This window comes from Rhodoplanes tepidamans (assembly GCF_030813915.1).
GTDB lineage: Bacteria > Pseudomonadota > Alphaproteobacteria > Rhizobiales > Xanthobacteraceae > Rhodoplanes > Rhodoplanes tepidamans.
Genome location: NZ_JAUSUJ010000040.1, coordinates 22,136 through 35,884 on the forward strand (window position 1 = coordinate 22,136; position 13,749 = coordinate 35,884).

Annotated in this window: 13 protein-coding genes; 8 read left to right on the plus strand and 5 right to left on the minus strand. The window is 70.3% G+C overall.

The window, feature by feature from the left end; all coding sequences use genetic code 11:
• The first annotated feature begins 64 nt into the window (after positions 1 to 64).
• The 3 genes from J2S22_RS29520 to J2S22_RS29530 are packed head-to-tail and all read left to right on the plus strand — an operon-like array spanning position 65 to position 2,971.
• Positions 65 to 1,126: an NAD-dependent epimerase/dehydratase family protein gene (locus J2S22_RS29520; RefSeq protein ID WP_272780151.1), complete on the plus strand. Its 1,062-nt coding sequence runs from the start codon at positions 65 to 67 to the stop codon at positions 1,124 to 1,126.
• Positions 1,127 to 1,136: 10 nt separating this feature from the next.
• A complete protein-coding gene (locus J2S22_RS29525; RefSeq protein WP_272780150.1) occupies positions 1,137 to 2,144 on the plus strand; it encodes an O-fucosyltransferase family protein in 1,008 nt (335 codons plus the stop codon).
• A gap of 20 nt (positions 2,145 to 2,164) precedes the next feature.
• Positions 2,165 to 2,971 (plus strand): M15 family metallopeptidase, encoded by an 807-nt coding sequence (locus tag J2S22_RS29530; protein WP_272780149.1) that lies wholly within the window; start codon positions 2,165 to 2,167, stop codon positions 2,969 to 2,971.
• Positions 2,972 to 2,994: 23 nt separating this feature from the next.
• Here J2S22_RS29530 and J2S22_RS29535 read toward each other — a convergent pair whose 3' ends face one another.
• A complete protein-coding gene (locus tag J2S22_RS29535; protein WP_272780148.1) occupies positions 2,995 to 3,903 on the minus strand; it encodes a LysR family transcriptional regulator in 909 nt (302 codons plus the stop codon).
• 99 nt (positions 3,904 to 4,002) lie between these two features.
• Between J2S22_RS29535 and J2S22_RS29540 the strand changes: the two genes are divergently transcribed.
• Positions 4,003 to 6,303, plus strand: a complete 2,301-nt coding sequence (locus tag J2S22_RS29540; RefSeq protein ID WP_272780147.1) for an aconitate hydratase — start codon at positions 4,003 to 4,005, stop codon at positions 6,301 to 6,303.
• Here the strand turns inward: J2S22_RS29540 and J2S22_RS29545 are convergent.
• The 4 genes from J2S22_RS29545 to J2S22_RS29560 all read right to left on the minus strand — a co-directional run bounded on the left by J2S22_RS29545 (position 6,269) and on the right by J2S22_RS29560 (position 9,556).
• A complete protein-coding gene (locus J2S22_RS29545; protein ID WP_272780146.1) occupies positions 6,269 to 7,528 on the minus strand; it encodes a CaiB/BaiF CoA transferase family protein in 1,260 nt (419 codons plus the stop codon). The genes J2S22_RS29540 and J2S22_RS29545 overlap by 35 nt on opposite strands.
• Before the next feature lie 50 nt (positions 7,529 to 7,578).
• The gene (locus tag J2S22_RS29550) at positions 7,579 to 8,547 is read right to left on the minus strand and encodes a tripartite tricarboxylate transporter substrate binding protein (RefSeq protein WP_272780145.1); all 969 of its coding nucleotides are present in this window, start codon (positions 8,545 to 8,547) and stop codon (positions 7,579 to 7,581) included.
• 68 nt (positions 8,548 to 8,615) lie between these two features.
• The gene (locus J2S22_RS29555; RefSeq protein WP_272780144.1) at positions 8,616 to 9,071 is read right to left on the minus strand and encodes a MaoC family dehydratase; all 456 of its coding nucleotides are present in this window, start codon (positions 9,069 to 9,071) and stop codon (positions 8,616 to 8,618) included.
• Between the two features lie 8 nt (positions 9,072 to 9,079).
• Positions 9,080 to 9,556: a MaoC family dehydratase gene (locus J2S22_RS29560; RefSeq protein WP_272780143.1), complete on the minus strand. Its 477-nt coding sequence runs from the start codon at positions 9,554 to 9,556 to the stop codon at positions 9,080 to 9,082.
• Positions 9,557 to 9,706: 150 nt separating this feature from the next.
• On the opposite strand from J2S22_RS29560, the gene J2S22_RS29565 reads away from it, so the two are divergent.
• From J2S22_RS29565 to J2S22_RS29580, 4 genes are all read left to right on the plus strand, one after another.
• A complete protein-coding gene (locus tag J2S22_RS29565; RefSeq protein ID WP_272780142.1) occupies positions 9,707 to 10,471 on the plus strand; it encodes an IclR family transcriptional regulator domain-containing protein in 765 nt (254 codons plus the stop codon).
• A 254-nt stretch (positions 10,472 to 10,725) separates the two neighbouring features.
• Positions 10,726 to 10,992, plus strand: coding sequence for a hypothetical protein (locus J2S22_RS29570; protein WP_272780141.1), 267 nt, complete (start codon positions 10,726 to 10,728; stop codon positions 10,990 to 10,992).
• A gap of 181 nt (positions 10,993 to 11,173) precedes the next feature.
• On the plus strand, positions 11,174 to 11,968 hold the full coding sequence (locus J2S22_RS29575; RefSeq protein ID WP_307155912.1) for an alpha/beta fold hydrolase: 795 nt from the start codon (positions 11,174 to 11,176) through the stop codon (positions 11,966 to 11,968).
• A 73-nt stretch (positions 11,969 to 12,041) separates the two neighbouring features.
• On the plus strand, positions 12,042 to 13,658 hold the full coding sequence (locus J2S22_RS29580) for a GMC family oxidoreductase (protein WP_272780885.1): 1,617 nt from the start codon (positions 12,042 to 12,044) through the stop codon (positions 13,656 to 13,658).
• Positions 13,659 to 13,749 lie beyond the last annotated feature (91 nt).

The window sequence follows — 13,749 nt, forward strand, 5'->3', positions numbered from 1 at the left end:
TCCAGCGGCGGCGCAAGAGGAGGTTGTATAAACCCGGCGGTCAAGAAACTCGCGGGTTCGCGTCATGAACAACGGCGGAACGGCGCTGGTGTGCGGCGCCGGCGGCTTCATCGGCGGGCATCTGGCTCGCCGGCTGAAGCAGGACGGATGGAGCGTGCACGGGGTCGACATCGCATCGCCCGCCTGGGGCGCGCTCCCCATCGACACCTTCACGATCGGGGATCTCCGCGATCCCGCCGTCTGCCGGTCGGTGATCGACCGCCGCTTCGACGAGGTCTATCAGCTCGCCGCCGACATGGGCGGCGCCGGCTACATCTTCACCGGCGACAACGACGCGGCGATCATGCGCAACTCGGCGCTGATCAATCTGAACGTGCTGGAGGCCTGCCGGCTGGCCGGCTGCGAGCGCGTGTTCTTCTCCTCCTCGGCCTGCGTGTATCCGCGCCACCACCAGCACGACGCGGACAGCGCCGACTGCGTCGAGGCGAGCGCCTATCCGGCCGATCCCGACAGCGAGTACGGCTGGGAGAAGCTGTTCTGCGAGCGGCTCTACCTCGCGTTCAACCGCAATCACGGCATGCGCAACCGCATCGCCCGCTTCCACAACGTTTTCGGTCCGTACGGAGCGTGGACCGACGGCCGCGAGAAGGTGCCGGCGGCGATCTGCCGAAAGGTCGCCGAGGCCCGCGACGGCGGCGAGATCGAGGTGTGGGGCGACGGCGAGCAGCTGCGCTCGTTCCTCTACGTGGACGAATGCGTCGAGGGGATGCTGCGCCTGATGCGGACACCCGATTTCGAAGGCCCGGTCAACATCGGTTCCGACCGCCCGGTCACCATCAACCGGCTGGTCGACATGGTGTGCGAGATCGCCGGCAAGCGGCTGACGCGGCGGCACGTGCCGGGGCCGACCGGCGTGCGGGCCCGCAATTCCGACAACACGCTGATCCGCGAGCGGCTCGGCTGGGCCCCGTCGCAGCCGCTGCAGACCGGCCTCGCCGCGACCTATGAGTGGATCGCCGCGCAGGTCGAGGCGGTGCGGGCGGACGCCGCGCCGGCCGCGCCGGCGTCGACCATGCTGGCGGCCGGGAAAGCGCAGAGCGCAGCGGCTCCGGTCGCGGCGGTCTGACGGACGCTCCATGGTCCGGCTCGTCCCGCGTCGTCTCGGCCGCCTGCTCGGCCGTCGGCATCTCAGCGCCGCGACGGCGGACGCCTCCGAGCCCGGCACCGGCGCGTGCTGCTTCCCGCCGCGCGACGCCGGCCTGGTCTCCAACGTGAACTTCGTCGCCGGGACCATCATGGCGGGCCGCGAGGTGTTCCCGCTGTTCTCCGCGGCCGCGCTGCCGCCCGGGACGATGCTGCGCCAGTTCCCCTATCTGGACGCCGTGCAGGAGAACGCCTGGTTCGCCTTCTTCGCGCCGCTCGTCTATCGGGACGGCGATCCCCGCCATCACGATAGCGCCCTGCTGATGCAGTTGCCGCGCTCGCAGGGCCTCGCCGCCGACCCGGTGTTCCGCGTCCCGGCGGCGACGCGCGCGCTCTACGCCCGGCCCGATTTCCCGGAGTGGCGCAAACGCACTCACGCGACGCTCGGTCCGCTGCTGCGCCCGGCGCCGGCGGTCGCGTCCGCGGTCGAGACGATGCTCGCCGACCTTCCGGCGCCGCGGATCGGCGTGCATGTGCGCCACCCGTCGCACGGCGTCGAGCAGGGTCTGGTGCTGTTCGCCGACTATTTCGGCGCGATCGACCGGCTGCTCGACGAGACGCCCGATGCGAGCCTGTTCCTCGCCACCGACACCGAGCTGGCGCTCGCCGCGTTCCGGCTGCGCTACGGCACGCGGGTGCGCTGGCAGGCCGAGGCGGTGCGCAGCTCGATCGACGATCTGCTCGTGTGGGCCGACGCGGCGGCCCGCGGCACGGTCGACGCGATGGGCTTCGTCGACGGCGTCGGCCATCAGACCCACTACCGTCTCGCCGCCGCGGGCGGTGGCGCCGACGGTATCCGGGCCGGCGTCGAGGCTGCGACCGATCTGTTCACGCTCGCCCGCTGCGACAGCTTCGTCTGCACCCTGTCGAACTTCACCCTCGCCTGCTCCTATCTGAATCCCGACCAGCGTCAAATCCTGGTGGCGTGGCGCATGGTATGAGGGCCGCGTGGAGGTGGCCCATGCCCCGTGCCCGCCCGTCGCTCGTGCGTCTCACGCTCGCCGGCCTTGCGGTTGCCGCTGCCGGGCTCGCCGGTGGAGCGCCCGCGTCGGCCGCCTCGCCGCACGAGCTGCTCGACGCCCTGGTCGCCGCCTATCCGGACAGGCTCGCCCGCCACGACGGCGACAAGCTCTACTGGCGGGACGGCACCGTCATGCCGGTCTCCGACGGCCGGTCCGACAAGCCGTTCAAGGAGCTGCTGGCGAACCCGTCGATCCTCGATCAGATGAAGCTGCCCTACCGCACCGGACGGCTGGCGACGCCGCCCGCCGTGAACGACGATCCGGGCCGCTTCCGCAACGAAGCCTTCTTCAAGAAGATGTACGGCGACTGCACCAAGGGCGAGGTGCAGGCCCGCATGGTGTCGATCGTCTGGCTGCCGAAGAGCTGGGGCAAGCGGATCTCGGTCACCGCCGTCAACGGCGTCGCCGACCGGCTGAAGGCGGTGTCGGAGGAGATCGAGGCGCTACCGCCGGCGATCCGCCGGGCCGCCTTCCCGATCGCCGGTGTGCTCGCCTGCCGGCCGGTCGCCGACACGGGCAAGATGAGCATGCACGGTTACGGCGCCGCCATCGACCTCAACCTCGAGGTCTCCGACTACTGGCTGTGGCAGAAGAAGACCGACCCGATCCCCTACCGGAACCGGATGCCGCAGGAGATCGTCGACGCGTTCGAGCGCCACGGCTTCGTCTGGGGCGGCAAGTGGTATCACTACGACACGATGCATTTCGAGTACCGCCCCGAGCTGGTGCGGGCCGGGGCGAGGTGACGTCCGCTGCTGCGAACGCGTCGCTACGGCGCAGGGCCCTCGGCCGTCTTGCGGGCCAATGACAGGAACTGCCGCACCGTAGCGGAGGGGTCGCCGCGGCGGGCGACCAGCAGGAGCGGTGCCGTCGGCATCGCGCGGCCTTTCAGGCGGCGGTAGACGACGCCGTCCATCTGCATGCGGGCGAGCGACTCCGGCACCAGCGACAGGCCGAGGCCGGCGGCGACGAGGTTGAGGGTCGAGACGATACGCGGCACCTCCTGACCGACCACCGGGCTGAATCCCGCCGCCCGACACGCTCCGATGATGGCGTCGTAGAGGCCCGGGCCGCTGCGCCGGCGGTAGAGGATGAAGGTCTCGCCGGCCAGCGCCTTCAGCGGCAGTGACGCGCTGGCGCCGCCGGCGGCCAGCGCATGGGCCCGCGGCAGCGCCACCACCATGGGCTCGGCGAGCAGGGGATGCACGACCAGACCTTCCGCCTCGACCGGAGTGCGGACCACGGCGACGTCGACGGTCTCACGCTGCACGCCGTCGACCAGCTCCAGCGTGCCGCCTTCCTCCAGCGTCGCGGCGACGCCCGGGAACGCCTCGCGAAACGTCCGGATCAGCCGCGGCACCAGCGGGTGGAACGGCGCCGAGCTGGTGAAGCCGATGCAGATCTGGCCCTGCTCGCCGCGAGCGGTGCGGCGGGCACCCGCCACGGCGTGCTCGGCCTGCGCCAGCACGGCGCGCGCATCGGCCAGAAAGCTGCGCCCGGCCGCGGTCAGCTCGACGCCGCGCGGACGGCGGCGCAGGAGTTGGACGCCGAGCTCGCGCTCCAGCGCCTTCATCTGCTGGCTGAGCGGCGGCTGCTGCAGCCCGAGACGCTCGGCCGCGCGGGTGATGTGGCTCTCCTCGGCGACGGCGACGAAGTAGCGGAGGTGGCGGAGCTCCATCTGTCATATCCCAAACATATGGATTTCGATTGAAGCATAGTATGGATCGACTGACGGCACGAGACTAGGGATGCGGCGATCTCAGCAGGAGACGCCGCCATGTCCGCGAGCCCGACCGATACGATCGATCCGACCAGAGAGTCCGTTGCCGCCCTCTACGCCACGATGGCGCGCCGCCTGGCGGTGGTGCGGGGCCGGCTTCGCCGGCCGCTGACGCTGGCCGAGAAGGTGCTGTACGGCCACCTCGACGCGCCGGAGACACAAGAGCTCGATCCAGGCCGCGCCTATCTGGCGCTGCGGCCGGATCGCGTCGTGTTCCAGGACGTGCTCGGCCAGAGCGGCATGCTGCAGTTCATGCAGACCGGGCTCGACCGCGTCGCGGTGCCGACCACGATCCACTGCGACCACCTGATCCAGGCCCGCACCGGCGCGGCCGACGACCTCGCCGCCTCGCTCGCCGAGAACGGCGAGGTCTACGGCTTTCTCCGCAGCGCTGCGGCCCGCTACGGCTGCGGCTTCTGGGAGCCGGGCGCCGGCATCATCCATCAGGTGGTGCTGGAGACCTACGCGTTCCCGGGCCAGCTCCTGATCGGCACCGACTCGCACACGCCGAACGGCGGCGGGCTCGGCACCTGCGCGGTCGGGGTCGGGGGCGCCGACGCCGTCGAGGTGATCGCCGGCCTGCCGTGGGAGCTGCTGCATCCGCGCCGCATCGCCGTGCATCTCACCGGCACGCTGAACGGCTGGGCGGCGCCGAAGGACGTGATCCTGCATGTCGCCGGCGCCCTCTCGGTGTCGGGCGGCACCAACGCGATCATCGAGTATATCGGCCCGGGCGCCCGCACCATCAGCGCCACCGGCAAGGCCACCATCGCCAACATGGGCGCCGAGCTGGGCGCCACCACGTCGATGTTCCCCTACGACGACTGGATGGCCCGCTATCTCGCCGCCACCGGCCGCGGCGACCTGGTCCCCGTCATCGAGCAGAACCGCGATCTGCTGGTGCCCGATCCGGAGGTCGAGGCCGACCCCGAAAGCCACTACGACCGCGTCGTGCGGCTCGATCTCTCGGCGTTGGAGCCCCATGTCTCGGGCCCGCACACGCCCGACCTCGCCCGGCCGATCTCGGCGCTCGCCGCGGCGGTCGCGTGCGGTGACGACAACCTCGTCGACCATCTCTCGGCGGCGCTGATCGGGAGCTGCACCAACTCGTCCTACGAGGACATGAGCCGGGCCGCCGACGTCGCCGCGCAGGCGCGCGCGCACGGCGTGCGCGCCGCCGTGCCGCTGATGGTGACGCCGGGCTCCGAGACGGTACGGGCCACCATCTCGCGCGACGGCCAGCTCGAGACGCTGCAGGAGATCGGCGCCGTCGCGCTGGCCAACGCCTGCGGCCCCTGCATCGGGCAGTGGCGCCGTGCCGATCCGGCCGCCGAGACGCCGAACGTGATCGCCACCTCGTACAACCGCAATTTTCCACGTCGCAACGACGGCCGCGCCGGCACCATGAACATCATCGCCAGCCCCGAGATCGTCACGGCCTTCGCGCTGGCTGGTCGGCTGTCGTTCAACCCGCTCACCGACACGCTCCTGGGCGACGACGGCACGCCGTTCCGCCTCGCCCCGCCGCAGCCGGCCCCCGACGTCCCGTCCCACGGCTTTCTGAGCGGCACCAAGACATGCGTGATGCCGCCGGCCGACGGCCGCGACGTCGTCGTCGCCATCGCTCCGGCGAGCGAGCGGCTGCAGCAGCTCGATCCCTGGCCGGCGTGGGACGGCGCGGATTTTTCCGACATGCCGGTGCTGCTGAAAGCCAAGGGCAAGACCACCACGGACCACATCTCGCCGGCCGGCCCGTGGCTGAACCTGCGCGGCCACCTCGACCGCTTCAGCGACAACATGTTCATGGGCGCCGTCAACGCCTTCACGGGCGAAACGGGACGCGGCCGCAACGTGGTGACGGGCGAGATCGGCTCGTTCTCGGCGATCGCCCGCGCCTACCGGGCGCAGGGCCTGCGCTGGGTGGTGATCGGAGACGCGAACTACGGCGAAGGCTCGAGCCGGGAGCACGCCGCGCTGTCGCCGCGGCTCCTCGGTGGCGTCGCTGTGATCGCGCGCAGCTTCGCCCGGATCCACGAGACCAACCTGAAGAAGCAGGGCTTGCTGGCGCTGACCTTCGAGACGCCGGAGGACTACGAGCGGATCGGGGTGGACGATCGCATCAGCCTGGTCGGCCTTCACGATCTCGCCCCCGGCCACGCCGTGACCTGTGTGGTCCGGCACGGCGACGGCACGCAGGAGACGCTGGCGCTGCGCCACACTTACGGCGCAGCGCAGCTCGACTGGTTCCGGGCCGGCTCCGCGCTCAACACGATGTCGCGCCGGCGCGCGGCGGGCTGACGCCGACCACGCCGCTGTCGCGCAGGCTCTCGATCTCCTCGGGGCTCTTGCCGAGGAGATCGGCCAGCACCTCGGCCGTGTGCTCGCCCAGAAGCGGCGGGGCGCGGTCGTAGCGCGGCGGGGTGCCGGCGAGGCGCAGCGGCGAGGCGATGGTGGCGACCGTGCCGCCGTCGCCGCGCGGAAGATCAACGCGCAGGCCGCGATGCTTCACCTGCGGATCCTCGAACACCTGGGCGTAGTCGTTGATCGGCCCGCACGGCACGCCGCGCGCCTCGAGCGCCACGATCCAGTCGGCGGTGGTGCGCGTCTTCAGGGTGGCGGCGATCTCGGCCGTGAGGGCGTCGCGGCCGAGAATGCGGCCCGTGGTGGTCGTGTAGCGCTCGTCGGCGGCGAGGTCGGCGCGACCCAGCTCCTCGCAGCAGCGCTGCCACTGGGTGTCGTTGCCGACCGCGATCACGACATGCCCGTCCGCGGTCTCGAACACCTCGTAGGGCACCAGGCTCGCATGGGCGTTGCCGTAGCGGTGCGGCACCTTGCCGCTGGCGAAATAGCCCGTCACCTGGTTGCCGCCGAGCGCGACGATGCAGTCGAGCAGCGCCATGTCGATGTACTGACCGCGGCCCGTGACGCTGCGGTGGTTGAGCGCCGCCAGGATGGCGATCGAGGCGTACATGCCGGTGAGCACGTCGGCAATCGCGATGCCGACCTTCTGAGGGCCGCCGCCAGGCCGGTCGTCGCGCTCGCCCGTGATGCTCATCAAGCCGCCCTGGGCCTGGAACACGAAGTCGTAGCCCGGCTTGTGGGCGTCGGGCCCGTCCTGCCCGTAGCCCGTGATCGAGCAGTAGACGAGCCCGGGATTCGCCGGCGCGAGGCTCGCGTAGTCGAGACCGTAGCGGGCGAGATCGCCCACCTTGAAGTTCTCGATCAGGACGTCGCTCGCCGTCGCGAGGGCGCGGACCAGCGCCTGCCCTTCGGGGCGGGCGATGTCGATGGCGATCGACCGCTTGCCGCGGTTCGCCGCAGCATAATAGGTCGAGTCGGCGGCCGGGGCACCGTCTGGTCCCACGATCCAGGGCGGCCCCCAGGCGCGGGTGTCGTCGCCCGCGCCCGGCCGCTCCACCTTGATCACGTCGGCGCCCAGATCCGCGAGGTTCTGGGTGCACCACGGGCCGGCGAGCACCCGCGACAGATCGAGCACGCGGATGTGGGAGAGAGCAGAGGTCATGAGCAAAGAGAGTCCGGAACTGGGGTGCGCGGCCATGGGCCGGCGACCGCTCATTGGGTGGCGCGGATGTCGGCCTTGGTGACGACGCCGTGCCATTTGTCAATCTCGTCGGAGACGAACTTGGCGAAGGCGGGCTGCGACAGGCTGCCCGGCTCGGCGCCGAGCTCCTTCAACTTGGCCTGCGCGGCCGGCGAGTGCAACACCTCGCGGACGTCGGCCGAGATCTTGCTCACCACGGCCTCGGGCATCTTGGCGGGACCGTAGAGGCCGAACCAGGCGGTCGCCTCGAACCCCTTCACGCCGGCCTCGTCGAGCGTCGGGATGTCGGGCGCGGCGGCGGCGCGGGTGCGGCTGGTGACGCCGAGCGCCCGAAGATTGCCGGCCTGGATGTGGCTCACCACGCCGGGCAGCGAATCGAACATCATCGGGATATGGCCGCCGAGCAGGTCGTTGAGGGCCGGTGCCGCGCCCTTGTAGGGAACGTGCGTGATCTTGATGCCGGTTTGGAAGGCGAACAGCTCGCCCGAGAGATGATTGGCACCGCCCGTCCCGGCCGAGCCGAAGTTGAGCTTGCCGGGCTCCTTCCTGGCGAGCGCGATCAGCTCCTGCACGCTCCCGGCCGGGAGCGAGGGATGCACCACCAGCACGTTCGGCACCGAGGCGATCAGGGCGAGCGGCGTGAAGTCGGCCCGGGTGTCGTAGCGGAGCTGCTTGAACAACGACGGATTGATCACGTGATGGGTCGCCGTGATCATCAGCGTGTATCCGTCCGGCGGCGACTTGGCGACCTGCTCGGAGCCGACCGTGCCGCTCGCACCGCCCCGGTTGTCGACCACGACGGTCTGGCCCCATTTGGCCGAGAGCTGGTCCGCCACCAGGCGTGCCAGGATGTCGGTGGTGCCGCCGGCCGGGAACGGCACGACGATCTTCACGGGCTGCGTCGGCCAGCTCTGGGCGCGCACCGGCGGCGCGACGAGCGTCAGGGCCGCCGCGAGCGCGGCGGCGATCAGGCGTGTCATTGGCGTCTCTCCCGATTGTCTTTGTTATGTCGTCCGGACCGCCGGCCGCTGGGCCGACGGTCGTCGCATCACCGTGCCGGCGGGAACTCGGCCATGGCCTCCCCTTGCGCGATGGTGGCGCCGTGCTGGTTCTTGATCTCCACTGCGATCACGGCCCAGCGGCTCTTCGCAGTCTCCTTCTTGGCCGTCACGGTGCCGGTCGGCACGATGGCGTCGCCGGGCTTCACGGGCGCCTTCCAGCGCGTCTCCAGCCGCCGGTGCACGCCGCCCATCGGGTACAGCCAGTCGGTCAGCATCTTCGTCAGGATGCCGAAATTGGTCATCCCGTGCATGATGATGCCGCCGAAGCTGGTCTTGCCGAAGCTGCCCTTCATGTAGTCGTCGTCCCAGTGCAGCGGGTTGTAGTCGAGCGACGCCTCGCAGAAGTCGCGGATGGTCTCACGGGTCGGATGGAACGGCGCGCCCGTGATGGTGTCGCCGATCGCGAGCGACTCGAAGCTCTGCCTCTCCAGGATCTCGGTCATGCCCGTCCTCACATCGGCCGGATCGTCCAGCCGCGGCCGGAGCAGATCACGTCGTCGTTCTGATTGAAGAACACGTTGTCGTGGATGACGAACAGACGGTCCTTGCGGATGAACTTGTCGAGCGCCCGGGCGTCCATCCGGATGGTGTCGCCGGGCCGGGCCGGGACGTTGTAGCTCCAGGACTGGCCGGCATTGACGGTGCCGGGGCTGCGCATCCAGTCGTCCATCGGGGTGCAGGCGAACATCAGCAGGATGTGGATCGAGGGCGGCGCGATCAGCCCGCCGAAGGGCGAGGCCTTCGCATAGGCCTCGTCCATGTACAGCGGATGCAGGTCGCCGACCGAGCGGCAATAGGCCTGGATCGCCTCCCTGGTCAGCACATAGGGCACGGTCCTGCGGGGCGCCCCGGGGACGATGTCGTCCCACATCTTTCGCGTCTTCTCGTCCTTCCAGAAATCAACCGCCACGGCGCTCGCGGAACTCATGCGTCTCCCCTCGGGCTTCCTCGTATCCGTCACCCGGGGCTTGCGCCGCTGCATGCGATGCGCTAGAAATAACCGCCAGGCGAACTTTATTGATCACTTAGCGAACCTTGCCGTCGCGATCCGCGGCTGTCAAGGCGGGAGTCGGCGCGCATGGCGACGGTCGAGAGCGAAACCTTCGTCCGCGCGCTCGCCCGTGGTCTGCGGATCATCGAGGTGCTGGGCCAGGGGGACACGCCGCGCCGGACGGTCGCCGAGATCGCGGAGGCGAGCGATCTGCCGCGCAGCGTCGCCAAGCGCTTCGCCCTGACCCTGACCGAGCTCGGCTACACGGGCCACGACGGCAAGCGCTTCTGGCTCACGCCGAAGGTGATGACGCTCGGCCTGTCCTATCTCTATGCCCTGCCGTTCTGGCGGCAGGCCCAGCTCGCGCTGGAGGAGCTGTCGGCCGAGATCGGGCAGAGCTGCGCCATGTCGGTGCTCGACGGGCACGAGATCGTCTACGTGGTCCGGGTGCCGACCTATCGGATCCTGCGCGCCAGCCCGACCCTCGGCAGCCGGCTGCCGGCGCATGCGGTGTCGATGGGACGGGTTCTGCTGTCGAATCTGCCGGCGGCGGCGCTCGAGGCGTATCTCGCGTCCGCGCCGCTCCGTCGGCTCACCCACGCCACCGTCACGGACCCCGACACCCTGCGCACCGCCATCGAAGGGGTGAGGAACACCGGCTCCGCCTGGGTCGATGCCGAGCTCGACGAATCGATCTGCGGTCTCGCCGTGCCGGTGCGCGACGCCGACGGAACCGTCGTGGCCGCCGTCAATGTCAGCCTGCCGTCCGGGACCTTCACCGAGGCGCGAGCCCGGGCGGAGTTTCTCGCGCCGCTGCGCCAGACCGCGGCCCGCATCCGCGCGGCCATGTGACGGGGAACCCGGCCACCGCACGAGCGTGCGGCTTGCTGAAAATCACGGATTCTCTCGGATTCATGGTGAGGAGCGCTCCCCGGAAACGCGTCTCGACCATCCCGGGCGGCACTGGCCGCCGGCCGCACGGCGCACCGAGGTTCGCCGCGCCGCGATGCGATCCGCACCGGCCGGAATAAAAGCGCCCGCCGCTTGTCTACCTGATCGAGATCGCTTCGACCCGAAGCGATCCACCCCCGACAGGAGACGGAACCATGAACAACCTCATCGGACGCACGCTGGTCGCCGCCGTGGCGCTCGCAGCCATCGCCTCCCCGGCGCTGGCCCGGACCTTCGAACGCGATGTCCCCACCGCCGACATCGTGCCGGCGCGGTACGGCCATTCCCAGTCGCCGCATCAGGGCATGGCGATGGTGCAGACCCCGTCGGACGCGGTCTTCTACAACGGCCGGATCGTCGGCCGTGACCCCGATCCGAGCGTGCGGCAGCAGCTCCTGAAAGACGCCCCCGACCTGGGCTGATCGCGCCCCGCCGCGGGAACGCGAAGGCGGGGAACCGAGGGCGACGTGACGTGTGGCCCAGGATTCCCGCTTTCGCGGGGATGAGCGGACGTGGGTCGAGATCAGCGGAAACGGCTCTCGCCGTCGTCACGACCCCGGACGTCGACCCCACGAGCCGACTTCGACCCACAAGGAGCAGACCATGATCACCCCCATCCGCAACACGATCGTCGCGGCGGCCGCGGCCGCCGCTGTCGGCGGCTCCGCGCAGGCCGAGCCCCGCACCCGCATCCCGGACGATCAGCCGGTCCGAAGCGTCGTGCTGGTTCACGGCGCCTTCGCCGACGGCTCCGGCTGGCGCGGCGTCTACGACGAGCTGACCTCTCGCGGCTACCGTGTCACCATCGTGCAGAATCCGCTCACCTCGTTCGACGACGACGTGAAAGCCACGCGGCGAATCCTGGCGCGCCAGGAGGGTCGGAGCATTCTGGTCGGTCACTCCTACGGCGGCTCCGTCATCACCGAGGCAGGCGTCGATCCGAGCGTGGCGGGCCTCGTCTACGTCTCGGCGCTCGCCCCCGATGTCGGCGAGAGCACGGGCGACCAGTTCGCCGACATTCCGGCGCCGCCCGAGTTCGTGATCGAGCCCGGCCCCGACGGCTTCGGCTTCGTCAATCGGGAGCGCTTCAAGGCCGGCTTCGCCGGCGACACGAGCGATGCGGACGCAGCCTTCCTGCGCGACTCGCAGGTGCCGATCGCCATGGCGATCTTCGGCACCCGGCTGACGCAAGCCGCATGGCGCACGAAGCCCAGCCGGGCTGTCGTCGCGACGCAGGATCGCGCGATCGACCCGCGCCTGCTGCGGCGGCAGGCCGAGCGCATCGGCGCCGAGATCACCGAAGTCGAGGCGAGCCACGTGCCGTTCCTGACGCAGCCGCACGCCGTGGCCGACGTGATCGATGCCGCCGCACGCGACGCCTCACGGGCCGCCCGCTGATCCGGCCCCGGCCTTTCCACGGCGGAGCGACCACCCGGGCGAGCTCCGGTTCCTGAACAGGGATTTTGTGATCATGGACGACCTTGCTTCGCCGGATCATCCGGACTTCGCCCGACGGGCGCACGAGAACCAGGCGCGGCTGACCTCGGCCCTTCAGCCGAGCTACGACGTCATCGTTTGCGGTGCCGGATCCTCCGGCTCCGTAGTCGCCCGGCGCCTGGCGGAGAACTCCGACGTTCGGGTCCTGCTGCTCGAGGCGGGCGGCAGCGACGACGCCGACGCGGTCCTGAACCCGGCCCTGTGGCCCACCAATCTCGGCAGCGACCGCGACTGGGGATTCAAGGCGCAGCCCAACCCTCATCTCGACGGACGCGAAATCCCGATGTCGATGGGCAAGGGGCTGGGCGGCGGGTCGAGCATCAATGTCATGGTCTGGTCGCGCGGGCATCGAAACGACTGGCAGCTCTTCGCTGAGGAAGCCGGCGATCCGCGATGGGGCTACGAGAACGTGCTCGGGATCTATCGCCGGATCGAGAGCTGGCAGGGCGCTCCCGATCCGAAGTACCGCGGGACGGGAGGGCCGGTCTGGGTGCAGCCGGCACCCTCTCCGAGTCCGATCGCGCTGGCCATGCTGGAGGCCGCGCGCGAGCTCGACATCCCGGTGTTCGATCATCCGAACGGACCCATGATGGAGCAGGTCGGGGGCGCCGCCATCACCGACATGCTGGTGCGCAACGGGCGGCGTCATTCGCTCTACCGGGCCTATGTCCGCCCCTGGCTCGATCGGCCGAACCTGACGGTTCTCACGCAGGCGCTCGTGCGCCGGGTCGTGTTTCAGGGTCGTCGCGCGGTCGGCGTCGAGCTCGTGCACAACGGGACGCCGATGGTGATCGGCGCCCGGACGGGGGTGGTTCTGTCGCTGGGCGCGATCCAGACGCCCAAGGTCCTGATGCATTCGGGCGTCGGCGATCGCCGGGAGCTTGAGACCTTCGGGATCCCCGTCGTGCAGAACCTCCCCGGCGTCGGGCAGAACCTGCAGGACCATGTGTCGTTCGGCTGCACCTGGGAGCTGTCGGAGCCGCTGGCCCCCCGAAACAGCGGGAGCGAAGCGACGATGTACTGGAAGAGCCGGCCCGAGCTGGATGCGCCGGACCTGCTGTTCTGCCAGGTCGAGTTTCCGGTGCCGAGCGAACGAACGGCGGCGCGCGGCGTGCCGGCGCACGGATGGACGATGTTCGCGGGGCTCGCCCGCCCCGAGAGTCGAGGACGTCTGCGCCTGCAGAGCACCGATCCCGCCGCTCCCCTGGCGATCGATGCGAGCTTCCTGTCCGACGCCAGAGACGTGACGACGGCGGCCGCATGCGTCGAGCTTTGCCGCGCGCTGGGCAATGCGCAGGCCTTCCGCCCGTTCGTTCGCGGCGAGGTGATGCCGGGCGACCTGAAAGGCGACGCGCTCGATCGCTACATCCGCGACGCGGCGGTCACGTACTGGCACCAGAGCTGCACCGCCAAGATGGGTCGAGACGAGATGTCGGTCGTGGACGGGGCGCTCCGCGTCTACGGCGTGGACGCGCTGCGGGTGGCGGACGCCTCGATCATGCCGCGGGTCACGACCGGAAATACGCAAGCGCCCTGCGCCGTCATCGGCGAGCGGGCCGCCGAGATGATGCGGGAGGCCCACGGCCTCTAGAGCGGTTCCCGACCTGAGTGAATCGCGAGGGATTCCCAAATCGGCGCGGAGGTGATTCAAGCTGTCTGCCGGAGAGGGAGGCCGGCAGGCA